Raw genomic sequence first — 23,093 nt, forward strand, 5'->3', positions numbered from 1 at the left:
GGACAAGCCCGCTCCCACAGGTGCCCCGACGATTCCGAAACCTGCGGAACACCTGTGGGAGCGGGCTTGTCCCGCGATGAGGCCGGAACAGCCACCACAAGCCTGCCGGCCAAAATCGCTTCGCCACAGGCCTTGCAGTGTTGCCACCACCCTACCCTCCCAGCGCCCAGCCCTTGTTAGCCGGGCGCCGCTTTGTCATTAGCCTGTAGCTAACGCAGCACCACCGGCCTCCCGTCGTTCACGGCGCAACTCGCTGCCCAGCTCCCGCGCCAACGCCACGAAATTCACCGCCTGCGGCGACGGGTTGTCCTGCCGGCACAGCAAGGTAATGGGCGCCGCCAGCCGTGGCCGGGCGTCGCGGATTGGCCGGTAGGCCACGCTGTGTTCGTGAAAGCCGCGCATCGAAGTCGGCACCACCGACACCCCGGCACCGGCGGCCACCAGGCTGACGTTGGTCAGCATGCGCTCGACCTCGAACGCCACCTTCGGCTCGAATCCCGCATTACGACAGGCCTGCAGCAAATTGGCGTACATCCCCGGCGCCCCCGGACGGCGCACCAGGATGAACGGCTCGTCGGCCAGGTCCTTGAGGGCAATGGCCGCACCGCTGTCGAGCAGGCGATGACCGACCGGCAGGGTCAGCACCAGCTCTTCGTTGAGCAACCGGTGATAGGCGATGCCCCGTGGGCGATCGACCGGTGCGCGAAGGATGCCGATATCGACGCTGTCGTCGCTCACCTCGTCGGTCAGCTCGCGGGCGTTGCCTTCGTGCAGGGCGATATCGACGTCCGGGTAGAGGTCGCGGTAACGCCGGATGATGCGGGGGATCAGTGGATGGGACGCTGCCGAGCTGGTGAAGCCGACCTTGAGATTGCCTTCGATGCCCTTGGCCGTGCGCGCGGCCTTCTGCGCACCGTTCTCGACCCGTTGCAGGATGTCCAGCGCCTCCTGCAGGAACACCTCGCCGCCAGCGGTCAGGTCGACACCCTTGGCATGGCGGATGAACAGGTCGAAGCCCAGCTCCTGCTCCAGTGCGCGGATCTGCTGGCTGAGCGGCGGCTGCTGCATGTTCAGCCGCGCGGCAGCACGGGTGAAGTGCTTTTCCTGGGCGACCATGACGAAGTAACGAAGGTGACGAAGTTCCATGCAGGCTCCAGGGGCGGGTGGCGAGGGGCATTGTGGCGCATGCATGGGGTGGTGTGGGAGGGGGTTGGCAACTGTCGAGCGCCCCGGAGGATCGGCGCGCTGAATACCCTTGGCGTGGTGCAACCGGGAACGTCGTTATTTCGATCAGTTAGACTTGGGCTTTGGGTGGACACGTTTCACGCTGGATCGGCGTGCACTCAAAGTAGTTATGCCGTCTGCTGACCTCAACACACTGACGTAGTGCTTCCCGTCTGGGTAAGTCCATAATGTCCCAGAGTAGCCGGTCACGCTAATTTTGCTGAAGCCTTTCTTTGTGAGCTCGCTATGCAGCATGACGTTGAAGGGCCGAGGAGTGGTAGATGGCCCTGATTGATCATCTCCATCACCTACAGCCGTAGCAACAAAAGCGGATCTGTCTATTTCATCCGAATCGAAAGATTCTATCTCGACCGCATTAGCGCTCCAGCACGCGGAGACTCGAATATCCTGAAAATCTTTGGGTAGTCCTCCGGCTTCAAGCTCCTGCGCCAGATCGTCGGACCAAATCTCAGCACTCTCTGGACTGTATGTCGCCGCTAACCTACCGCTCCCAGCCTCCCCATGGGCCGATATGTACAGTTTACTTCCGCCGGGCGCGAGCCTTGAGAGCAATCCACTTTCGGCGTTACTGTGCACTTTCAAGCGCTTTAGAACTTTCAGCCTAATGTTCACCTCGTTCTCTATATACTCGGCCTCCTCCAAGTAGGCCGATTGCGTCGTAGCAGGGAGTGCCCCCGCACGCGCCATACGCCGCAAATTTTCAGCCCGTTCCAATTCACTTCTAGCCCCAAGAATATACTGAGGCTTCAACCCTTCGAACGCCTTCTTTGCTGTGCGATCGGGCAAAATAACAGGCCTTAAATCCCGTCCCTTGACATAGCGATTGAAATTATCCCCCACCGCCATTTGCACCGTATCATTACCCACCACTGGTAGATAAATGTACCCCTTTTTTCCCTCGCGCCCATCCGGGTCATGCAGCGTCATCGGGTTATTCCCAACCATCCGGTACAGATTCAAACCATCCACCGCTTTCCCATCATCATCCAGCATATCCGCACTTAACCAACGCCCCGCCCAAGGCAGGTAATAGCGACTTCCGTAATAATACAAACCCGTCGCATCACGCTCTTTTCCAGAATAACGGATCGTCTTCAAACTCGCCTCGAGTCGGCTGCGCGCCGCCCACACCGCCGTGCCGCCATAGGGGTAGTACTCTTCCAGGCTGATCACGTCACCTCGCCCATTCACTTCCAGGCCACTGCTGCCGATCAGGTCGTGATAGCTGTAACGCAGTTGATCGTTCTCGAGCTCAGCCGGCTTGCCACTCGACCAGTGCAGTACCCGCACCTCGGCACCGCCACCCGCGGCCACAGTGATCACCTGCAGTTGCTCGAGCTCCGCCTGGGCAACCCACTTGCTGCGCAACTCCAGGCCATCCAGATACACCACTCGCTCCGTTCGTGCAGTTGCACTGGCCTGCGCTGTGACCTTCAACAGGCGCGTGCCATTCGCCGCATAGCGGTACCACTCGCAATCATCCGCGCCTTCGTCACGCTGAATCGGCGAAACCCGCGACAGCTCACCGCGCGCAGTCCACTGCAACGGCTGGCCGAGAAGCAGCGCACACTGGTGGCCAGCAGCGTCGAACAGTGCATCCACCTCGCCGGGCAGCAGTCCTGGCTGAGCCAGCACCGCGCGGTTACTTCGGTCGGAAACGGTCAGTTGCACGCTGTAGTCATTGCCGGAGGCAGGCGCACGATGGTGCATATGCGTCAGGTTGTTGCCGCTGTCGTGGCAGTAATGACGGGTGTAGCGGCTGTAGACCGTCTGATCGACCGGTACGCGAAGTTCAGGTAGCCGAGTGCCCTGCCGAGCAGCACCGGCCATTTCCCGGCCACTGGCCTCGATCAGCTGATACAGGCTGTCGTAGACGTAGGCGCCCTCGGCCATGACGTTCTGGTTGCGCCAATAGCGTGCGGCCTCGGCCTCGTTGCGAACACGCAGCACATTACCCACGGGATCATGACTGTAACGCAGGTGCTGCAAGGTCCGGGCACCGGAAGGAGCACTGGCCGGACGCTGCACCAAAATCCCCGTCAGCTGCAGGCTGCGGGGATCGAATGTGAACCTGGTGCTGATGCCGTTGCCATGCGCTTCATGCAGTTTGTGTCCGCCCGCCGAGTAGTGCAACACCGCGACGATCGGCTGTTCAGGCCTTCCCTGCAGCGTGAGCCAACTGCCCAGCAAATGCCCGGCCAGGTCATAGGCCAGGCGCTGCCTGTGGCCGCAGGCATCGGTCGCGCTCACGGGCAGGCCTGTCGCATCCCGCCTCGTGTGGCTGACATATGCCTCGCCCGGCGGCGCCAGCAGTGCCTCCCACGCCGAGGCGTCTTCGCCCTGCCAGTCGGCCTGTGCGTTTGCATCATCCGCGGATGCCAGCAAACGCCGGCGAGAAACCAGAGGTTCGCCCGTCAGGGCGACCTCGTCCAACTGCAACAACCCGGCCGGGTCGTAGTGACGGTTGCATAGGCCCGCCAGATTACGATCTCTACTGGCCTGGGTTGCCTCTGCATAAATCAGTCGTTCGCTGCAACGTTCGGCACCCGCCATGACCTGCTCGGTCACGCCCAGCAAACGGCCGGGCAGGTTCACAGGCTCGTAATGAAAGCGGTCCACGACCGCCTCGCCAACATCCTCATCACCCCGCTCGCCCAGCCGGATCCGGCTCAGCGCCAACAGCGGTCGGCCTTGCACATCATTCAGGCGCAGGCAAATACCGGCGTCGGCATTCTGGGTGCGCACAGTGACACCGCCCAACGAGGACTGCCACGCGAAGTTCACCCGCCCCTCGACATGCAGGCGCGGATCACGACTTTCGCTGCGACGGCTGACGGCATCATGCCTGTGCCGGGTGATACGCCAGGCCAAGGCCTGCGCCAGCGTCGGATGGCGATAGCCAGCGATATCGCGTACAGCCAGGCCACGACCCTCGATCACCCGGACCCCAGGAGTACCTGCGTTCACCGCTGGCGCATCCATGTTGCTCACCATTATCTGTGAGGCGTCAAATACGAGCCGCCTTGAGCCATGCTTCGCAAGCTGTTCGGTGATAGTAGGGATGCACCCCTGCCCGCGAAACTGACAGATTTATCAGGTGGTGGGCCAACAGACGGCTCGATCCAAGACCCGCACAGCCCCCGCATCATTCACGCTAGAATCGCCAAAAACCAAGAACAAACCCGTCCATGATCCGCAACCGTCCCCGCTCCGATCTTGCCTTGCTCCTGCTCGCCCTGCTGGCCGGTGCGCTGCTGGGCGTCTGGCAGCCGGACCTGGCGGTGCAGATGAAGCCGCTCAGTGACCTGTTCATCTCCATCATCGGCGTCTGCGCCCCGGTGGTGATGTTCATCCTGGTCTGCTCCAGCACCGCCGCCCTGAGCGACTACCGCTCCACAGCGCGCCTGGGCCTCAAGGCCATGGCCTATTGGCAACTGATGTCGTTGCTGTCCTTGCTGATCGGCCTGGTTGTCGCCCTGTTGCTGCGGCCCGGCGCCGGCCTGGAAAGCTCCAGCCACGTGTGGTCGGTGCCGCTGCTGGCCGGCGACGGCCCGATGCTCTCGCGCCTGCCCACCCTGCTGCTCGACTCGCTGGAAGAAAGCCCGATCCTCAAGGTGCTGCTGGCCGCGCTGGTGTGCGGCCTGCTGCTGGGGCGCAGCGGCGAAACCGGCCGACGCCTGGCCCGCCAGCTCGACCGGACCATGGCCTGGATGTTCCGCATCATGCGCCTGATCGTCAGCTTCGCGCCGCTGGCCGCGTTTGGTGCCATCGCCTTCATCATCGGCAAGTACGGCCTGGACGCCGCCATTCCCCTGGCCAAGTTCGTCATTGCCGCCTACGCCGCGTGCCTGGCCTACCTGCTGCTGGTGCCGCTGCTGGTGATGCGCCTGCTCGGCTGTCGCCTGGCGCGGCTGGTGGGCTACATCAAGGAAGAACTGTTGCTGGTGATCTCGACCGGCTCGTCGGTGGCCGCCCTGCCGCGTCTGGTGGAAAAGCTCGAAGCGGCTGGTTGCGACAGCCAGACCCTGCGCCTGACCCTCACGGCCGGCTACAGCTTCAACCTCAACGGCTCGAGCCTGTACCTGATGGTTGCCGTGCTGTTTCTTGCACAGCTGGGGCATATCGACCTGAACCCATCGCTGCTGGCGACCATCGTGCTGGTCAGCCTGTTCACCTCGCTCGGCTCGACCAGCGTGGCTGGCTCGGCCTTCGTCACCCTGGCGGCGACCTTGAGCGTGCTGGACATCGTGCCGCTGGAGAGCATCGGCTTGCTGATTGGCGTGGAGCGGCTGATGAAATGCCGGTCGGTGACCAATGTGGTGGGCAATTGCGTGGCGTGCCTGGCGATTGCCTGGTGGCACGGGAAGGTGGATCGGGCGAGATTGCGCGAGGTGTTGGGCTAGGACAAGCTCGCTGTCAAATGGGTGGCAGCTGTTACGTGGGGTGAGAGGCCGGTCCATAGAGATCAATCAGCCGGCCAGGCGCAAGCCTGCCCACGCACAGCTGCCATGGCAGCCGTTGAACTGCAAATGGATAGCGGGTTCTCACACCCATCCCTTTCAAGGTGTTCGCATGTGATTGCGTGAGGGCTGACAGGTGCTTGCCTGAAGCTTTTCAGCGCCTACGAGATCGAGCGCCGCCCGCGCGGCGCTTCGCGGGCAAGTCGGAGCGCCGAACCGCCGCCCCTACAGTTTGTTTCGGGCCAGTTATGCCTGTGCCACAGGCGCGCGACCGCCTGGTGTGTACGACTCGGTAACGCGCCGTGCGCCAAAGGGGTCGCGCGAAAATGCCACAGGATTCATTGGCCCGAAACAAATGTAGGAGCGGGCTTGCCCGCGAAGCGCCGCGCGGGCGGCGCTCGATCTCATAGGCGCTAAAAAGCTCTCGGCGAACCCCTCTCAGCCTCTACGCAAACACCTTGAAATGCATGGCACTCAAGGAGCTACGGCAGACAGGATCGCGTGGGCTGCACGGACCCGTTCATCGTTGGGGTAATTGCGATTGGCGAGCAGCGCGATGGCCATGTCCTTGCTCGGCACAAAGGCGACGTAGGCACCGAACCCGGTAGTGGCCCCGGTCTTGTTGTACCAGTACGCCGGGCCGGCCGGTTGTGCGGGTTGCAGCCGTGTAGCGATTTGCGGCTCACGGATCATCTGCACACCATTGCCCTTGATCAGGGTGTCGAGTGCGACCGGGTAGGGGTAGCGTTCCCAGCCCAGGCCCTGGGTCATGTCGCCCACCTGGAAGTAGCCGCCATGGGTAATGGCGATCGCCTTGGCCATATCCGCCGACAATCCCTGTGGATCGAGTTGCGCGCGCAGGTAGGTGAGCATGTCGGTAGCGCTGGTCTTGATGCCGTAGGCTTCGTCGGCGAAGGCGCCAGGGCTTACGCGAATCGGGCGCTCATTGGCGTCGTAGCCCTGGGCGTAGTGGCCGCGTTCTGCTGCCGGGACCTGCAGGTAGGTGTGCTTCAGGCCCAGGCCCGGGAGCAGGCCTTGCTGCATCAGTTCGGCGAACGGGCGCTTCTGCGCCTGCGCCGCGAGGTTGCCGAACAGTCCCAGGCTCGGATTGGAATAGCAACGGCGGGTGCCGCGCTCGGTTTTCTGCTGCCATTGCTGGAGGAACACCAACGCCTGCGCGTCGTTGGCCACCGCGTCGGGGAACTGCAAGGGCAGGCAGTCGGCACTGTAGGCGCCCAGCTCCAGCACGCTCGCCGTACCCAGGTCCGACTTCGCCAGCGCTGGCTGGTAGCGGCTGGCCGGGGCATCGAGGTCGAGCTTGCCTTGGGCGCTGGCCAGGGCGACGAGGGTGGCGGTGTAGGTCTTGCTCACCGAGCCGACCTCGAAAAGCGTGTCGTGGGTCACAGGCCGGTTGTCGTCCTTGTCGGCCACGCCGTAGCTGAAGTAGTGCGCCTGGCCGTTGGCGTAGACCGCCACGGCCATGCCGGGAATGTGTTGTGCCTGCATCAGTGGCTGGACGATGGCGTCGACCTGGCGTTGCAGGTCGTCGGCCAGCGCAGGGGGGGCGGACACCGCCAGGGCCAGGGTGAGCAGGACGGGGCGTAGGCTGTACATCGATAGGTTTCCTTGCCTGGAAGAGGGCCAATGTCCGTTCAGCGACACTGGCGGGGGTTCCGGCGTTAGCGCCGAGAGAGCGCAGACCTTATCGTCAGGCCTTGCACCATGACAAGACGGACACTTCATGAAGTACCTGCGCATGCTTTTCGATAAATTCACCCTGACCCTGCTCTCGGTGGTCCTGCTTGCCACCTTGCTGCCCTGCTCGGGTGACGGCGCGGTCGCCTTTGGCTGGCTGACCAACCTGGCGATTGCCCTGCTGTTCTTCCTGCACGGCGCCAAGCTGTCCCGCGAGGCGATCATCGCCGGGGCCGGCCACTGGCGCCTGCACATCCTGGTGTTCTCGTGCACCTTCGTCCTGTTCCCGTTGCTGGGCCTGGCGTTCAAGCCCCTGTTCGTGCCGCTGGTGGGCAACGAGCTGTACCTGGGCTTGCTGTACCTGTGTGCCTTGCCGGCGACCGTGCAATCGGCCATCGCCTTCACTTCGCTGGCACGTGGGAATGTCCCGGCAGCGATCTGCAGCGCGGCGGCCTCCAGCCTGCTGGGTATCTTCCTTACGCCGTTGCTGGTGATGCTGTTGCTGGGTGCTGACGGCGATACCGGTTCGGGGCTCGATGCAGTACTGAAGATCACCTTGCAGTTGCTGGTGCCCTTCGTGGCCGGGCAGATCGCCCGTCGCTGGATCGGCGCCTGGGTCAAGAAGAATGCACGCTGGCTGAAGATCGTCGACCAGGGTTCGATCCTGCTGGTGGTCTATACCGCGTTCAGTGAAGCGGTGGTGACGGGCTTGTGGAGTACCGTCTCGCCGCAGCACTTGCTGGGTCTGTTCGTCGCCTGCGGCGTGTTGCTGGCAGTGGTGCTGCTCGGTACCCGCTTGCTGGGGCGCGTGCTGGGCTTCAGCGTCGAAGACCGCATCACCATCCTGTTTGCCGGCTCGAAGAAGAGCCTGGCCACCGGGGTGCCGATGGCTCAGGTATTGTTCGTGGGGAGCGGGATCGGCGCGATGATCCTGCCGCTGATGCTGTTCCACCAGATCCAGCTGATGGTGTGTGCGGTGCTGGCGCAGCGCTACGCAGCGCGTGAAGTGGTGGGCGAGGAAGCTTCGGCGGCGTCCTGACGCAGAGGGTGGTGTGAGCGGGACGCGAAGCGCGTACCGTTCACACCAACGCTCGCTCTATCCCGCCCGCCACCAGGCTCTCCATCAGCCCGACGCCTTGCAGCTCGGGCACGCCACGCGCTTGCAGAACGCCCGGCAGCTGGTTCAGCAAGCTGCCCAGCACATGGCCGGCCGCTGCCAGCACCTCGCCGCCATGCCGCGCCTTGGGCGCGACCAGTTGCAACAGCCCGGTTTCGTAGTCCTGGCGCAGCTCGCCCAGGCGTCTCTGCTGAGCCTCGCTCAGGCAGCAGAAATCCCGCTCTGCCAGACGAAACTGCAAGGGCCGTTCTGCATGCAGTTGCCAGTGTGCGGCAATCAGGCCAGGCAGTGCCGGCTTGCCCCGGGCCAGTGCCCGGCGGCCCTGGTCGAGCGTAGCCAGCAGTTCTTCGTACAGTTCCTCGATCAGGTCGAACAACAAGTCCTGCTTGCTCGGGAAATGGTGGTACAGCGAGCCCGCCGTCAGCCCGACATGCGCGGCCAGCTCGCGCATGCTGACCTGGCCGAAGCCTTTTTCGGCGAACAGCGCCATGGCCCTGTCGCGGCGTTCCTCGAAATTGGCGCAGCGCAGGGCAGCAGTGACTGGCATGGCGCGCGCTCCTCAGTAGGTGAAGAAACCACGGCCGCTCTTGCGCCCGAGGTATCCGGCGGCAACCATCTCCTTGAGCAGCGGTGCAGGGCGGTACTTGCTGTCGTTGAAGCCCTCGTGGAAGGCCTCCATGATCGCCAGCAGGGTGTCCAGGCCGATCAGGTCGGCCAGGGCCAGCGGGCCGATCGGTTGGTTGCAGCCCAGGCGCATGCCCGTGTCGATATCCACGGCGCTGGCCAGTCCCTCCTGACGCACGAAGATCGCTTCATTGATCATCGGCACCAGGATGCGGTTGACCACGAAGCCCGGGCGATTGCCCGCAGTGATCGGTGTCTTGCCCAGTTTCTCGGTGACCAGCAGCGCCTGGGCGTAGGTCGTGTCGCTGGTCTGCAGGCCACGGATGACCTCGACCAGGGCCATCATCGGCACCGGGTTGAAGAAATGCACGCCGATGAACCGCTCAGGGTGCTCGATGCTGGCGGCCAGCTGAGTGACCGACAGCGAGGAGGTATTGGTGGCGATCAGGCACTGTGCAGCGACACTGGCGGCCACCTGCTGGAGGATGCGCTGCTTGAGCGCCAGGTTTTCGGTGGCGGCCTCGATCACCAGTTGCGCGCTCGACAGCTGTGCGTAGTCGGTACTGGTGCGGATGCGTGTCCTGGCTGCTTCGGCTTTGTCCGCCTCAAGGGTGCCCTTGCTGACCTGGCGCTCCAGGTTCTTGCTCAGTGTGGCGACACCGCGCTCCAGCGCAGCGTCACTGACATCGATGAGCAACACTTGGAAACCGGCTATCGCGCACACCTGGGCGATGCCGTTGCCCATGGTACCGGCGCCGATCACGGCGATCTGTTGAATGGTCATGTCGATGCTCCCGTCACACGCGCTCGAAGACTACGGCGATGCCTTGGCCGCCGCCGATGCACATGGTGGCCAGCGCATAGCGGCCCTGGATACGCTGCAACTCGTGAATGGCCTTGGTGGCGATGATCGCGCCGGTGGCGCCGACCGGGTGGCCCAGCGAGATGCCCGAACCGTTGGGGTTGACCTTTTCCGGGTCGAAGCCCAATGCCTGGGCCACGGCGCAGGCCTGTGCGGCGAAGGCTTCGTTGGATTCGATCACGTCCAGGTCGTTGACCGACAGGCCGGCTTTTTCCAGCACCTTGCGCGTGGCCGGGATCGGGCCCAGGCCCATCAGCTCAGGTTCGACCCCGGCATGGGCGTAGGCCACCAGCCGTGCCAGCGGCTTGAGACCCAGGCGGTGCACCGCATCGCCAGTAGCCAGGACCAGGCCAGCGGCGCCGTCGTTGATCCCGCTGGCATTGCCAGCGGTGACGCTGCCGTCTTTCTTGAACGCGGTGCGCATCCCCGCCAACTGTTCGGCACTGACATCCCCGCGCACGTGCTCATCGATGGCGAACTGCACGCTGCCTTTGCGGGTTTTCAGTTCGATCGGCACGATCTGGCTGTCGAAGCGGCCTTCGGCGATGGCGCGGGCGGCGCGACGCTGACTGGTCAACGCCAGTTCGTCCTGCATTTCACGGGTGATGCCGTGCTTGGCGGCGACGTTCTCGGCGGTGATACCCATGTGGAAGCCTTCGAATGGATCCTGCAGGATGCCGACCATGTAGTCGATGCCCTGCAGGTCACCCATGCGCGCACCCCAACGGGCTTGCGGGAGCAGGTAAGGGCCGCGGCTCATGGACTCGGCGCCAGCCGCCAGGGCAATGTCGGTATCGCCCAGCAGCAGGCCCTGGGCGGCGGATACGATAGCCTGCAGGCCCGACCCGCACAGGCGGTTGACGTTGAATGCCGGGGTTTCCTTGGGAATGCCGGCGTTCATCGCCGCCACTCGGCCCAGGTAGGCGTCGCGGGGCTCGGTCGGAATCACGTTGCCCATCACCACATGGCCGATCTGCTCGGCGGCCACGCCCGAGCGCTCGATGGCAGCGCGCGTTACGGCGGTGGCGAGGTCGGCCAGCGGCAGGTCCTTGAGTGAACCACCAAAACCACCGATGGCCGAACGCACTGCACTGACGACGTAGATTTCTGCGCTGCTCATATATAGCTCCGATTGCGAAGGCGTGGCGGGACGGTGCCGGGCTCTGCGAGAATGGCGACCGTTGCGGATGGGCTCCGAGTCTAGGCAAAGGCCGAGAAAGGGCCTATGCCGAAACTGCTCAGTCAACCTGGCATTTTTTGCCACTCAGCATAGACAGCGGATATCCGTCATGCGCGAAAGCGATTCGGTCGCGGTGTACTTTCTCAATGCCATGCTCCACGCCCTGCGCGATCGCCCCGAGGCGCGCGATGCGCAACTGCGTGCGGTCGGCATCGACCCGGCGCTGCTGGCCCAGCCCCAGGCGCGGGTGCCGGCCAAGGCGTTTGCCCGGCTGTGGCTGGCGCTGATCGAAGACCTGGACGACGAGTTTTTCCGTCTCGACAGCCATGGCATGCCGATGGGTAGCTTTGCCCTGATCTGCCGTGGCTTGATCCAGGAGCTGACCCTGGAAAAGGCCCTGCGCCAGTGCCTGGGCAATTTCGCACTGTTCCTGCGCGATTTGCGCGGCAGTTTTGCGGTGCGCGGCGGGCGTGCGGTGATCAGCGTGCAATCGAACATCGGCGATCCTCTGACCCGGGTCTATGCCGAGGAAACCTTTCTGGTGCTGGTCGTCGGCCTGCTGTGCTGGCTGGCTGGAAGACGCATCAGCATCGACCGCACCGAGCTGGCCGTGGCGCGCCCCGCGCAGGACGACGACACGCTGCTGTGGGGACCGGACCTGCGCTTGGGCAGCGGGCGGACCGAAGTGGAGTTCGACAGTGCCTGGTTGCGCCTGCCGGTGGTGCAGGACCTGGCCGCGCTCAAGACCTTCCTGCGCAGCGCGCCACAGGGCCTGGTGATCCGTTTTCGCAACCAAGGCGACCTGGTGGCGGAGGTTTATCGCCATCTGCGCAGCCGTGGCTACGGACAGTGGCCGACCCTGACTGCCATGGCCGAGCGCCAGGGCCTGAGCGCCAGTACCTTTCGCCGGCAACTGGAGCGCGAGGGGCGCTCGTACCAGCAGATCAAGGACGAAGTGCGCCGGGCCATGGCGTTCGAGCGATTGCGCGAGGGGCAGTTGAGCATTGCCGAGATCGCCGAGCAGACCGGGTTCCAGGAACCCAGCGCCTTTCATCGTGCATTCAAGAAGTGGACGGGGCAGAGTCCGGGGAGTTATCGGACCCGGCTGGGCGTGAACCCATAGATGGCCTGGGCCGCATGGCGGCCCCAAAGGCTCCACCTCAAGCCGGCACCATGGCAAAGCCGACACCAAAGCGGTTCCAAGCATTGATGGTAGCGATCGCCAGGGTCAGGTTGGCGACCTCGCTCGGTTCGAAATGCTCCAGCAGCGCTTCGTATTCGGCCTGCGGCGCACCGCGTTCAGGCAAGCGGGTGAGGCTTTCCAGCCAGGCCAGCGCGGCGCGCTCACGGGGCGTGAAGAAACGGGTTTCCTGCCAGACGCTCAAGGTCTGCAAGCGTGCCTCGGTTTCGCCCGCCTTGCGCGCATCGTTGGCGTGCAGGTTCACGCAATAGGCGCAGCCGTTGATCTGCGAGGCGCGCAGGCGCACCAGTTCGAGCAGTGAATGCTCCAGGCCGCACTTGGCCAGGACCTGCTCCAGGCCGACCATGGCCTTGTAGGCTTCAGGGGCGTGCCTGGCCCATTCGATTCGATCGTGCATGGTGATTCTCCAGTCAGTTCAAGTCAGGGGTGATTCGTGGTGCCAGCGTAGCGCCGTTGCCTGCAGGGCCCGATAGCCAATCCCGCTATTTGCCGGGAGACCAATGCCGGCATTCGTGCGGCCACTGACCTGCATCCAATCTCTTCATTTCTGCCGCGCGCCAGCAGCCGGGATAATGGCTGCCTGTTGTTCGAGGAGTATCGATTCATGTCCAACGAAACCTTCATGCGTGAAGCATTGGCGCTGGCCCGCGCCAATATCGAGGCGGGTGGCCGCCCGTTCGGTGCAGTACTGGTGTATCAGGGCCAGGTCGTGGCCCGTGCGGTCAACGAGATTCACAGCACCCAGGACCCGACCGCCCATGCCGAATTGCAGGCGATCCGCAAAGCCGCCCAGGCCTTGGGCCGGTCGCGTCTGGACGGCGCTGAAGTCTATGCCAGCGGCCACCCGTGCCCGATGTGCCTGGCTGCCATGCACCTGTGCGGCATCGAGCGGGCATGGTTTGCCTATGACAACGACGAGGGCGAGCCTTACGGGCTGTCCACGGCGGCGGTCTACGCGCAGATGGCACGTGCGCCGCAGCAGCAGAGCCTGCCACTGCGGGCGCTCAAGCCCGAGGGCGAGGGCGGCCTGTACCAGCAGTGGCGGCAGGCGAACCCGGCATGAGAGGCGCGTTGAACCTGCTGCTGGTGATCCTGCTGGCCCTTAACCTGCGGCCGATCCTGACCAGCATTGGTCCCTTGCTCGAACCCATGCGCAACAGCACCGGGCTTGGCTACCAGCAAGCGGCGTTGCTCACGGCGCTACCGGTGCTGTGCATGGGGCTGGTGCCTTTGCTGCAGCCTTGGCTGCGGCGTTGGATCAGCGAGCACGGCGGGATGCTGGGAGGGCTTTTGGCGATTGCCGTGGCCTGCCTGTGGCGCCTGCAGTTGGACAGCGCTTGGGCGTTGATCGCCAGTGCGGCAGTTGCCGGGGTTGGAGTGGCGGTGGTACAGGGCATGATGCCCGGGCTGGTCAATCGCTGGTTCCCGAGTCGCCTGGCGGCATCTATGGGGCTGTACTCTGCAGCGTTGATGAGCGGCGGCGGCCTGGCTGCGGTGCTCGGCCCGGCCGTCAGCGAGGCAGCGGGGCGCTGGCAGGCGGGGCTGGGTATCTGGGCAGTACCAGCGCTGCTTGCGCTGTGCGGCTGGGCCTGGCTACGCCCGCGCCACGACACGCCTAACCTGGCCGGGGCCAGCGGCGGCCACTGGTTCGGTAATCGCCGTGCCTGGTTGCTGGCGCTGTATTTCGGCCTGATCAACGGTGGCTACACCAGCATGGTCGCCTGGTTGCCGGCCTATCACCTGGAGCACGGCGGTACAGCTCAGGGGGGTGGTGAGTTGGTGGGGTTGATGACCATCTTCCAGGTCAGTGGCGCGCTGGGGCTACCCTTGCTGCTGAGGCGCCTGCATGACCGGCGGCCTGGTCTGTGGCTGGCGCTGGCAATCCAGTTGGGTGGCTTTCTCGGTTTGCTGCTGGCGCCGACCCAGGCCATGGGGCTTTGGGTGGCGATGATCGGCCTGGGGCTGGGTGCGTGCTTCAGCCTGAGTCTTACCCTGACCCTCGAGCATCTTAAAACACCGGGCGAGGCGGGGAGCCTGGCTGCTTTCGTGCAGGGTGTCGGCTTCATCGTCACCGGCACCGTGCCTTATGTGACGGGCTGGCTGCGCGCGTTCACCGGCGACTTCCAGGCGGCCTGGACCTTACTGACGCTGACCGTGGTGGCGATGCTGCTGGTGACCGTACGCTTTGCCCCCCAAGGCTACGCCGCTGCCATGGCCCGGCGGGGGCACTCGCTGCAGGCGACGACGCTCAACTGAGCTGCTGCAGGGCGTCGCGCACGCGGTCCAGCGCCGGGTCGATGTCCAGCCGCTCGATGGCGCCGAAGCCCATCAGCAGCCCCGGACGCACCGGCACGTCGTTGAAGAACGGCGCCAGTGAATAGACGCCGACTTCGACCCGGCGTGTCAGCCGGACCAGCAACTCCACATCGACTCCAGGTGCGGCCAGGGCGCTGAGGTGAAAGCCGGCGCTGGCCGGTACGGCGCTCAGCCAGGGCGCCAGGTCGCTGTCCAGGCGTGCGAGGATTCGTTCGCGCCGCGCGGCATAGATGTCGTGGCAGCGGCGAATATGGCGGTTCAGGTGCCCTTCGCCGATGAAGCGCGCCAGCGCCCACTGCTGCAGGCTCGGGCTGTGCCAGTCGCTGAGGTGCTTGGCCACGCAGGCGGCGCGCAGGACGCTGGGTGGCAGTACGGCATAGCCCAGGCGCAGCTCCGGCAGCAAGGTCTTGGAAAAGGTGCCGACATAGGCCACCAGCCCATGTCGATCCAGGCGTTGCAACGCATCGCTGGCCGGGCCCTGATAGCGAAACTCGCAGTCGTAGTCGTCCTCGATGATCAGTGCTCCCAACTCGGCTGCGCGGGCGAGCAGGGCGTGTCGGCGCCGCTCGCTCATCGGCATGCCCAGCGGGAACTGGTGTGACGGCGTCACGTAGATCAGCCGGGTGCCGTCAGCGATCTGCTCGACGCACAGCCCTTCATCGTCCACCGGCACCGACTGCAAATCGGCGCCCATCGCCAGAAACAGCTGGCGTGCCGGCGGGTAGCCGGGATCCTCCATGGCCACGCGTGTACCGGGTTCGATCAATACCCGGGCGATCAGGTCCAGCGCCTGCTGGGCGCCGTTGCACACCAACACATCGGCGGCGCTGCAATGTACGCCGCGGGCGAAGGCAATGTGATGGGCGATGGCCTCGCGCAGCTCGGGCAGGCCCTGGGCCGGGAACTGGCGCTCGCTGTGGCGCTGGCTGCAGCGCAGAGCGTACTGCAGGCAGGCACGCCATTGATCGAAGGGAAACTGGCTCTTGGCTGATACGCCGCCGACGAAGTCGTAACGCGAGGGCGCCTCGAGGGCGGAGCGGCCGAGCACGGTGGCGCGTTGCTGCCAGCGTTCCAGGCTGCTGGCGGCGGCCAGGGCAATCGGCTCGACGTCGCTGGCTTGCAGGGCCCGGCGTGGGCTGACGAAGGTGCCACGTCCGACCACGCCGCTGAGCAGGTTGTCGTAGGTCAGCCGCGAGTAGGCTTCGGCCACGGTCTTGCGCGATATCCGCAACTGCTCGGCCAGCAGGCGCGTGGGAGGCAGCTGGGTGCCGGCTGCCAGGTGGCCGCTGTCAATGGCGCTGCGCAGCTGCTGGTAGAGCTGCTCGGCCAGGCCCTTGCGGCCCTCCAGGCGAATGTGTAGTTCCATGGGGCTATCCGGATGGGGGACGGCCTAGCTTCCGATTTCGGGTGGTGGCTCGCAAGTTTTGTTGTTCGGCGGGGGTTCTTTTGCGCCTGTGAGATCGAGCGCCGCCCGCGCGGCGCTTCGCGGGCAAGCCCGCTCCCACATTTGTTTCGGGCCAGTTATGTATGTGCCCTCTGTGCGCGCCCGCCTGGTGTGTGCGACTCAATGTTGCGTCATGCACCAAAGCGAGCGAGCGAAAATACCGCAGGACTCACTGGCCCGAAACAAATGTGGGAGCGGGCTTGCCCGCGAAGCGCCGCGCGGGCGGCGCTCGATCTTTCGGACACCCTCCCTCCAAAGACATGCACCTCCCAGCTCCCCCACCCTCCAAAGGCATACACCTCCCCGCCCCACCACAACCCGCGCCTCCCCCTCGCACCCCAAAACCCGCTACCAGACAAGCTACCGGTTGTCGAGATATGGCGCGGGCGGTCCTTTGCGTATACTGCAACCTATGTTCGCCCACACTGCTTTGCGCCAGCGCTGCGCCAGATGGCTCTTCGCAACCGGACTCTTCCTGATGCTCGGTGCCTGTGTTGAAAAACCCAGCACCCTCGAGCGCGTGAAGGAGGACGGCGTGCTGCGCGTCATAACCCGCAACAGCCCGGCCACCTACTTCCAGGACCGCAACGGCGAAACCGGTTTCGAATACGAGCTGGTCAAGCGTTTCGCCGACGATCTCGGCGTCAAGCTGGAGATCGAGACCGCCGACAACCTCGACGATCTCTTCGACCAGTTGGGCAAGCCTTCCGGCCCGGTGCTGGCCGCCGCCGGCCTGGTCAGCAGCGAGCAACGCACCACCCAGGCGAAATTTTCCCACCCGTATCTCGAAGTCACCCCCCAGGTCATCTACCGCAACGGCCGCTCCCGCCCCACCGAACCCAAGGACTTGATCGGCAAGAAGATCATGGTGCTCAAGGGCAGCAGCCACGCCGAACAGCTGGCCGAACTGAAGAAACAGTATCCGACGCTTGAATACGAAGAGTCCGACGCCGTGGAGGTGGTCGACCTGCTGCGCATGGTCGACGAAGGCCAGATCGACCTGACACTGGTCGACTCCAACGAGCTGGCGATGAACCAGGTGTACTTCTCCAACGTGCGCGTGGCCTTCGACCTGGGTGATGCCCGCGACCAGCGCTGGGCCGTGGCGGCCGGCGAAGACAACAGCCTGCTCAACGAGATCAACGAGTTTCTCGACAAGGCGCAGAAGAACGGCACGCTTCAGCGTCTGAAAGACCGTTATTACGGCCATGTGGACGTGCTTGGCTACGTCGGTGCCTACACCTTCGCCCAGCACCTGCAGCAGCGCCTGCCCAAGTATGAAAAGCACTTCAAGAGCTACGCCAAGGTCGAGCAGGTCGACTGGCGGCTGCTGGCGGCGATCGGTTACCAGGAATCGATGTGGCAGCCCGAGGTGACCTCCAAGACCGGCGTACGCGGCCTGATGATGCTGACCCAGCGCACCGCCCAGGCCATGGGCGTGTCCAACCGGCTGGACCCGAAGCAGAGCATTATGGGTGGGGCGAAATACTTCATGCTCATCAAGGAGCAACTGGACGACAGCATTCAGGAGCCGGACCGCACCTGGTTCGCCCTGGCCGCCTACAACGTCGGCAGCGGCCACCTCGAGGACGCCCGCACACTCGCCAAGCGTGAAGGCCTGAACCCGAACAAGTGGCTGGACGTGAAGAAGATGCTGCCGCGCCTGTCGCAAAAGCAGTGGTACAGCAAGACCAAGTATGGCTACGCCCGCGGCGGCGAGCCGGTGCACTTCGTGGCCAACATCCGTCGCTACTACGACATCCTCACCTGGGTGACCCAGCCGCAGCTCGAAGGCCAGGTGGCCGAGGGCAACCTGCATGTGCCTGCAGTCAACAAGGACAAGCCGGCGGAACAATCACCGCCGATGTAAGCCCGCGAAAAGGCCGGTCAAGGTTTAACCTTGGCCCGTCGGGCCTTGAAGAACTCGGTCAGTATTGCCCCGCACTCCTCAGCCAGTACCCCGCCTTCGACCATCACCCTGTGGTTGAGAAAGCCCTGCCCGAAGAACTGCCCCTGGCTCTGCACCACCCCGGCCTTGGGTTCCAGCGCCCCATACACCACCCGCTCGATTCGCGAATGGACGATCAGCCCCGCACACATGCTGCAGGGTTCAAGGGTCACATACAGGGTGCTGCCCGGCAGCCGGTAGTTGCTGACAGCCTTGGCCGCATCGCGGATGGCGACCATTTCGGCGTGGGCGCTGGGGTCACTGTCGGTGATGGGCCGGTTGAAACCTCGGCCAATCACCTGCCCCTGCTGCACCAGCACCGCACCTACCGGCACCTCGCCCAGCAAGGCGCCTTCAGCCGCCAGTTCCAGGGCCAACTGCATGAATGCCTGATCGCCGCTGCGATCGATGATCCGCGGACGCATCAGACCACCGCGATCGCGGCCATCAGGCCGGTTTCCATGTGGTCGATCACATGGCAGTGGAACATCCAGGTGCCCGGGTTATCCGCCACCAGCGCCACCTGGGCACGTTCGTTCTTGCCCAGCAGGTAGGTGTCGGTGAACCAGGGCTCGGTGATCTTGCGGCGATTGGAGGCGATCACCTTGAAACTCATACCGTGAAGATGGATAGGGTGCTGGTACTGGGTCATGTTCTTCAGCTCGAAGATATAGCTGTTGCCCTTTTTCAACGTGGCGATCGGCCGGTCGGCGCAGGTCTTGTCGGTGATGTCCCAGGCCTGGCCGTTGATCTGCCACAGACTCGGTGGCTTGCCATTGTCGGTGTTCACCGAAACCTTGCCCGCCCACTCGAAATTGAAGTTCAGCTTCTCGGCGTTCTCCAGGTCCGGCTCGGCGATCGGGTTCGGCGGCAACGCCTTGGGCCAGTCGCCCGGCGCCTCGCTGCTGGCGACCGAACGCAATGTGCCCAGGCGCACGAAACCGTCGCGCAGGGAAATCTCCTCGCCGGCCTCGGGAATTCGGATGGCCAGGCAGATGCGCATGCCGGGGCCCAGCCAGTACTCGTCCTCGAGCGGCCTCGGGGTCACTGGGTTGCCATCGAGCGCATAGACCATCGCCTCGTAGTTGCCCTTGAGGTTGATGCGGTAGGTCCAGGTGTTGTCCAGGTTGAGCAGCCGCACGCGCACCACTTGGCCCGCAGGCAACTCGGTGACTGCCTCGGCCTTGCCGTTGATGGTGATCAAGCGGCCAGCCGTGCCATTGCGCGCCGCTTCGCGAGGCACACTGAATGGCATGAATTCGCCCTGTTCGTCCACGTGCCAGGTCTTCAGGCTCAGGGTGCGTTCATGCCGGAAACCCGTCGGCTCGCGCTCCTCGACGATCAGCGGCCCGACCAGGCCGCGCCCCAGCTCTTCGGAGCTGCTGACATGCGGGTGATACCAGTAGCTGCCGGCATCCGGCACACGGAACTTGTAGTCGAAGAACTCGCCCGGCTTGACCGGCAGTTGCGACACATAAGGTACGCCGTCCATTTCCAGCGGCAGGCGGATGCCGTGCCAATGGATGGTGGTTTCCACCGGCAGGTGATTGATGAAGCGTACCCGCAACCAGGTGCCCTGGCGCACCCGCAACTCGGTGCCCGGTGCCGACGGCCCGAAAGCCCAGGCTTCGGTCTTGAATCCGGGGACCAGCTCGACATCCAGGGGCGCCGCGATCAGCTCGTAGTCGTGCCCGGCATTGTCGTCCTCGACCTTGCCCAGCCAGTAGCGAGCCGCGCCTCCGGCGCCCAGGCCAACCACGACGAGGCCGGTGAGGCCCTTGAGCATTTGTCGACGGGTAAAGGACATACGTGCAGGCACCTCGTTTTGCGCAATCAAGCTGCCAGCACCGCTGGCAATGAAGGGCGAATACGATACACCTGCAATTGAGAAAGATTAAGTGAACTGTTGTCGCGCTGCTGCACCAGGCCGGCTTCAGCGGTATCGAGATGGTCTATTGCGCGCTGTCCTTCAAGGGCTGGGTGGCCTATCGTGGCTGACACGCGGGAACGCGAGGGTGAAACAGGTCGAACCCTCGCTGCTTTCGGCCCAGCAGTGCCCCTGGTGCAATTGCATGATCGACCGCACGATCGACAGGCCCAGCCCACTGGACTGTGACGAATGCTGGCGCGAGGCATCGACCCTGTAGAAACGTTCGAACACGCTTTCAAGGTGCTCAGGAGCAATTGCCTGCCCACGGTTACGCACCTGGATCAACACCTCATCGCCCTGCTCACCGGCGGTCACCTCGATGACACTGCCCTGCTCGGCAAAGCGCACCGCATTGGCCAACAGGTTGGCCAGCGCCCGGCGCAGCAACGCGGCGTCGGCCCAGACCGTGCCTTCGCCATGCCATACCAGCCGCACATCGCGCTCGCAGGCAAGGTCTTCGAAGTAGTCGCACAGACGCCCCAACTCCTGGGCCAACTCAAGCCCGGTGCGATCGATGGGGTGGTCGGCATGTTCGGCGCGGGCCAGGAACAGCATGTTGTCGATCATCCGCGACAGCCGTTGCAACTCTTCGAAGTGCGAGCCCAGCAGGCGCTGGTAGTAATGCGGTTCACGCACCTGACCAAGGCCGACCTCAGTCTGGCCCAGCAGGTTGTTGATGGGTGTACGCAGGTCGTGGGCCATGTCGGCACTGACCTGCTTGAGCTGCTCGAAACCGCGTTCGAGCCGCGCCAGCATGGCATTGAACTGCTCGATCAGGGCATCCAGCTCGGCGGGTGCATCGTCGCGCTGCAGCCGCTGCGACAAGGTGCCGACGCCAATGGTTGCCGTCTGGCGCGCCAACCGGCGCAGTGGCGACATGCCGCGGCGGGCGAGCAGATAGGCCAGGGCTGCCGCCAGCACGGCCATCACCGACGAGAACAAGATGATGTTGTCGCGGTACTCGCGCAGGATGCGGGTGCGCTCGGTCAGCAAGCGCCCCGACAGAATCTCCAGCGCCGCGCCGCCACCCGGTGGCGCGCTGAGCACTGCGGTATAGATGAAAGGCGTGCCATCGGCGGTGGTGCTGCGCTGCACCGCGTCCAGCCCCAGCGCGTCCCCGGCGGGCAGAGGCGTGACCTGCGGCACTTCGCGGCGCCCTGGGTTGACCTCCAGCAGTGGCGCCCCGGCGACCGGCCGGATAACCAGCAAGGATTCGGTATTGCCCAGCATGTTGGCAAACAGCTGCGGCTTGTCACGCACCAGTTCTCGGGCGTCCATGTCACGCAGCAAGGTACGGATCTGCTCGACGCGGGTCAGCAGCGCGCCGTCGTCACGCAGCGCCAGTTGTTGCCCGAGTGCGACATACAGTGCGCCGCCCAGCAGAGCCAGGGCGACGAAGGAAAAGGTTGCCAGCAATACCGCCAGGCGCACGGTCAGCGACAGGCGCCTCATGCCTCGAGCTCGCAGCGATAGCCAACGCCGTGCACGGTATGGATCAGGCGCACCGCAAAGGGTTCGTCGACTTTCTGCCGCAGGCGCCGCACCGCGACGTCCACCACATTGGTGTCGCTGTCGAAATTCATGTCCCACACCCGCGACGCGAGGAAGGTGCGCGACAGCACCTGCTCAGGATGCTGGAGAAAACACGCCAGCAACTTGAACTCCTTGCTGGTCAGGTCGATGCGAATGCCTGCGCGTTCGCAGCGGTGCTTGCCGAGATCCAGGCGCAGGTCGCCCAGGCTGAGGATCTCTTCGTCCGGCTGCGCCTGGCCGCGGCGCAGGATGATGCGGATGCGCGCCAGCAGTTCGGCGAAGGAGAATGGCTTGACCAGGTATTCGTCGGCGCCCAGCTCAAGGCCACGCAGTCGATCTTCGAGCGTGCCACGGGCGCTGAGGAACAACACCGGGGTGCGGGTCTGTGCGCGCAGCTTCTGCATCACGGCCCAGCCATCGAGCCCGGGCAGCATCACATCGAGCAGGATCAGGTCGTAGGGTGTCTCGCGGGCCATGTGCAGGCCGTCGATACCATTGTCGGCATTATCGACACTGTAGCCGGCCTCGCCCAGGCCGCCGGCCAGGTAGTCGGCAGTCTTGGCTTCGTCTTCGATGATGAGGATTTTCACTGACCCGCGTCTCCAACCCGCCTGCCGGCACCGACGCAGTATAGCGTGGTGCCAGGCCGGGCTGGCTCAGTTGCCCGGCACATGCGCAGCTTGCAGGATCAGCTTGGCCACCGCCTGCGGCTGGGAGATCAGCGAGACGTGGCTGGCATTGAGCTCGACGGTGTGGGCGTTCATGCGCTTGGCCATGAAGCGCTGCTGCTCGGTGTTGATGGTGCGGTCCTGGGTCGAGACGGCGTACCAGGTGGGCTTGTCTTTCCAGGCCGCGACGCTGGTCTTGGCGGTCTTGATGCCAACTCCGATGGGCTGCTGGACGGCGTAGTAGGTTTCGGCCTCGGCCTTGGGCAGGTCGCCGGCGAAGTCGTTGACGAAGGCATTTTCGCTGAGCATGCCGTAACCGTCCGCCGCCCACTGCAGGCCAGCCCCAGCCGGCGCTGCCGGGAAGCGCTTGGTCAATGCAGGGTAGTCTTCGCCCGCTTCCGGGGCACGGGCGGCGATGTAGACCAGGCCTTTGACCTTTTCGGCATCACCGGCCTGGCTGATGACCATGCCGCCGTAGGAGTGACCGACCAGGATCACCGGGCCGTCCTGCTGGGCGAGCGCCCGATTGACGGCCGCGACGTCGTCGTCGAGCGAGGTGGTCGGGTTCTGGACTGCGGTCACGTGCAGGCCTTTGGCTTGCAGCAGCGGAATCACCTTGGACCAGCTGGAAGCATCGGCGAACAGGCCGTGAACCAGCACGATGTTCTTCACTTCCTGCGGCGCGGTATCGGCGGCCCAGGTAGAGGTGGCGCCGAAAGCAGCGCCGGCGAGTGACAGGGCAAGGACGAGCGAGCGGAGTTTCATGAGCGTTCCTCTGGATGCGTACGGGAGTGAGCTCACTGTACGAAGCCAGGGGAAACCGGGGCATGACCCGGTCATTACAAAAGAATGACGGAGCTGGGCGTGCCT

General features: G+C 64.4%; 19 protein-coding genes. 6 read left to right on the forward strand and 13 right to left on the reverse strand.

The features are described from left to right. Window positions 1-198: 198 nt before the first annotated feature. Entirely contained in the window at window positions 199-1,146 is a 948-nt protein-coding gene (locus ACPZMI_RS14185; RefSeq protein WP_063546177.1) for a LysR family transcriptional regulator, read from the reverse strand. A gap of 144 nt (window positions 1,147-1,290) precedes the next feature. After that, window positions 1,291-4,227: an RHS repeat-associated core domain-containing protein gene (locus tag ACPZMI_RS14190; protein WP_426352477.1), complete on the reverse strand. Its 2,937-nt coding sequence runs from the start codon at window positions 4,225-4,227 to the stop codon at window positions 1,291-1,293. Window positions 4,228-4,433: 206 nt separating this feature from the next. Here ACPZMI_RS14190 and ACPZMI_RS14195 point away from each other — a divergent pair, with 206 nt between their 5' ends. After that, window positions 4,434-5,648: a cation:dicarboxylate symporter family transporter gene (locus tag ACPZMI_RS14195; protein WP_426352478.1), complete on the forward strand. Its 1,215-nt coding sequence runs from the start codon at window positions 4,434-4,436 to the stop codon at window positions 5,646-5,648. Window positions 5,649-6,179: 531 nt separating this feature from the next. On the opposite strand, the gene ampC is transcribed toward ACPZMI_RS14195, so the two are convergent. Further along, the gene (gene ampC, locus ACPZMI_RS14200; protein WP_426352479.1) at window positions 6,180-7,319 is read right to left on the reverse strand and encodes a class C beta-lactamase; all 1,140 of its coding nucleotides are present in this window, start codon (window positions 7,317-7,319) and stop codon (window positions 6,180-6,182) included. 127 nt (window positions 7,320-7,446) lie between these two features. Between ampC and ACPZMI_RS14205 the strand changes: the two genes are divergently transcribed. Further along, window positions 7,447-8,439, forward strand: a complete 993-nt coding sequence (locus ACPZMI_RS14205) for a bile acid:sodium symporter family protein (RefSeq protein WP_186664360.1) — start codon at window positions 7,447-7,449, stop codon at window positions 8,437-8,439. A gap of 40 nt (window positions 8,440-8,479) precedes the next feature. Here ACPZMI_RS14205 and ACPZMI_RS14210 read toward each other — a convergent pair whose 3' ends face one another. The 3 genes from ACPZMI_RS14210 to ACPZMI_RS14220 are packed head-to-tail and all read right to left on the reverse strand — an operon-like array spanning window position 8,480 to window position 11,123. Next, entirely contained in the window at window positions 8,480-9,064 is a 585-nt protein-coding gene (locus ACPZMI_RS14210) for a TetR/AcrR family transcriptional regulator (protein ID WP_186664362.1), read from the reverse strand. A gap of 12 nt (window positions 9,065-9,076) precedes the next feature. Further along, window positions 9,077-9,925 (reverse strand): 3-hydroxybutyryl-CoA dehydrogenase, encoded by an 849-nt coding sequence (locus tag ACPZMI_RS14215; RefSeq protein ID WP_426352480.1) that lies wholly within the window; start codon window positions 9,923-9,925, stop codon window positions 9,077-9,079. A 13-nt stretch (window positions 9,926-9,938) separates the two neighbouring features. Further along, window positions 9,939-11,123: an acetyl-CoA C-acyltransferase family protein gene (locus tag ACPZMI_RS14220; protein ID WP_426352481.1), complete on the reverse strand. Its 1,185-nt coding sequence runs from the start codon at window positions 11,121-11,123 to the stop codon at window positions 9,939-9,941. A gap of 169 nt (window positions 11,124-11,292) precedes the next feature. Between ACPZMI_RS14220 and ACPZMI_RS14225 the strand changes: the two genes are divergently transcribed. Continuing rightward, window positions 11,293-12,306 carry an AraC family transcriptional regulator gene (locus tag ACPZMI_RS14225; RefSeq protein ID WP_186664366.1) on the forward strand — a complete coding sequence of 338 codons (1,014 nt, stop codon included), beginning with the start codon at window positions 11,293-11,295 and terminating at the stop codon, window positions 12,304-12,306. Between the two features lie 37 nt (window positions 12,307-12,343). On the opposite strand, the gene ACPZMI_RS14230 is transcribed toward ACPZMI_RS14225, so the two are convergent. Further along, entirely contained in the window at window positions 12,344-12,781 is a 438-nt protein-coding gene (locus tag ACPZMI_RS14230) for a carboxymuconolactone decarboxylase family protein (protein ID WP_186664368.1), read from the reverse strand. A gap of 207 nt (window positions 12,782-12,988) precedes the next feature. Between ACPZMI_RS14230 and ACPZMI_RS14235 the strand changes: the two genes are divergently transcribed. Next, complete coding sequence (locus ACPZMI_RS14235) at window positions 12,989-13,447, forward strand: nucleoside deaminase (RefSeq protein WP_186664370.1); 459 nt, start codon at window positions 12,989-12,991, stop codon at window positions 13,445-13,447. Beyond that, on the forward strand, window positions 13,444-14,640 hold the full coding sequence (locus ACPZMI_RS14240) for a cyanate transporter (RefSeq protein WP_426352482.1): 1,197 nt from the start codon (window positions 13,444-13,446) through the stop codon (window positions 14,638-14,640). The genes ACPZMI_RS14235 and ACPZMI_RS14240 overlap by 4 nt, the downstream gene beginning before the upstream one ends. Here the strand turns inward: ACPZMI_RS14240 and pdxR are convergent. Beyond that, window positions 14,633-16,066 (reverse strand): MocR-like pyridoxine biosynthesis transcription factor PdxR, encoded by a 1,434-nt coding sequence (gene pdxR, locus ACPZMI_RS14245; RefSeq protein ID WP_426352483.1) that lies wholly within the window; start codon window positions 16,064-16,066, stop codon window positions 14,633-14,635. The genes ACPZMI_RS14240 and pdxR overlap by 8 nt on opposite strands. Window positions 16,067-16,556: 490 nt before the next feature. Here pdxR and mltF point away from each other — a divergent pair, with 490 nt between their 5' ends. Further along, entirely contained in the window at window positions 16,557-18,014 is a 1,458-nt protein-coding gene (gene mltF / locus ACPZMI_RS14250) for a membrane-bound lytic murein transglycosylase MltF (RefSeq protein WP_426352484.1), read from the forward strand. A 17-nt stretch (window positions 18,015-18,031) separates the two neighbouring features. Here the strand turns inward: mltF and tadA are convergent, their stop codons facing one another. The 5 genes from tadA to ACPZMI_RS14275 form a co-directional block, all read right to left on the reverse strand. Beyond that, the gene (tadA, locus tag ACPZMI_RS14255) at window positions 18,032-18,517 is read right to left on the reverse strand and encodes a tRNA adenosine(34) deaminase TadA (protein WP_186668771.1); all 486 of its coding nucleotides are present in this window, start codon (window positions 18,515-18,517) and stop codon (window positions 18,032-18,034) included. Next, a complete protein-coding gene (locus tag ACPZMI_RS14260; RefSeq protein ID WP_288374389.1) occupies window positions 18,517-19,899 on the reverse strand; it encodes a multicopper oxidase family protein in 1,383 nt (460 codons plus the stop codon). The genes tadA and ACPZMI_RS14260 overlap by 1 nt, the downstream gene beginning before the upstream one ends. A 162-nt stretch (window positions 19,900-20,061) precedes the next feature. Then, window positions 20,062-21,474 carry a heavy metal sensor histidine kinase gene (locus ACPZMI_RS14265; RefSeq protein ID WP_426352485.1) on the reverse strand — a complete coding sequence of 471 codons (1,413 nt, stop codon included), beginning with the start codon at window positions 21,472-21,474 and terminating at the stop codon, window positions 20,062-20,064. Continuing rightward, window positions 21,471-22,145, reverse strand: a complete 675-nt coding sequence (locus ACPZMI_RS14270) for a heavy metal response regulator transcription factor (RefSeq protein ID WP_426352486.1) — start codon at window positions 22,143-22,145, stop codon at window positions 21,471-21,473. The genes ACPZMI_RS14265 and ACPZMI_RS14270 overlap by 4 nt, the downstream gene beginning before the upstream one ends. A gap of 66 nt (window positions 22,146-22,211) precedes the next feature. Next, window positions 22,212-22,895, reverse strand: coding sequence for an alpha/beta fold hydrolase (locus ACPZMI_RS14275; protein ID WP_426352502.1), 684 nt, complete (start codon window positions 22,893-22,895; stop codon window positions 22,212-22,214). Between the last annotated feature and the right edge of the window lie 198 nt (window positions 22,896-23,093).

The sequence above is a fragment of the Pseudomonas wayambapalatensis genome, from assembly GCF_049942315.1.
Taxonomy (GTDB): Bacteria; Pseudomonadota; Gammaproteobacteria; order Pseudomonadales; family Pseudomonadaceae; genus Aquipseudomonas; species Aquipseudomonas wayambapalatensis.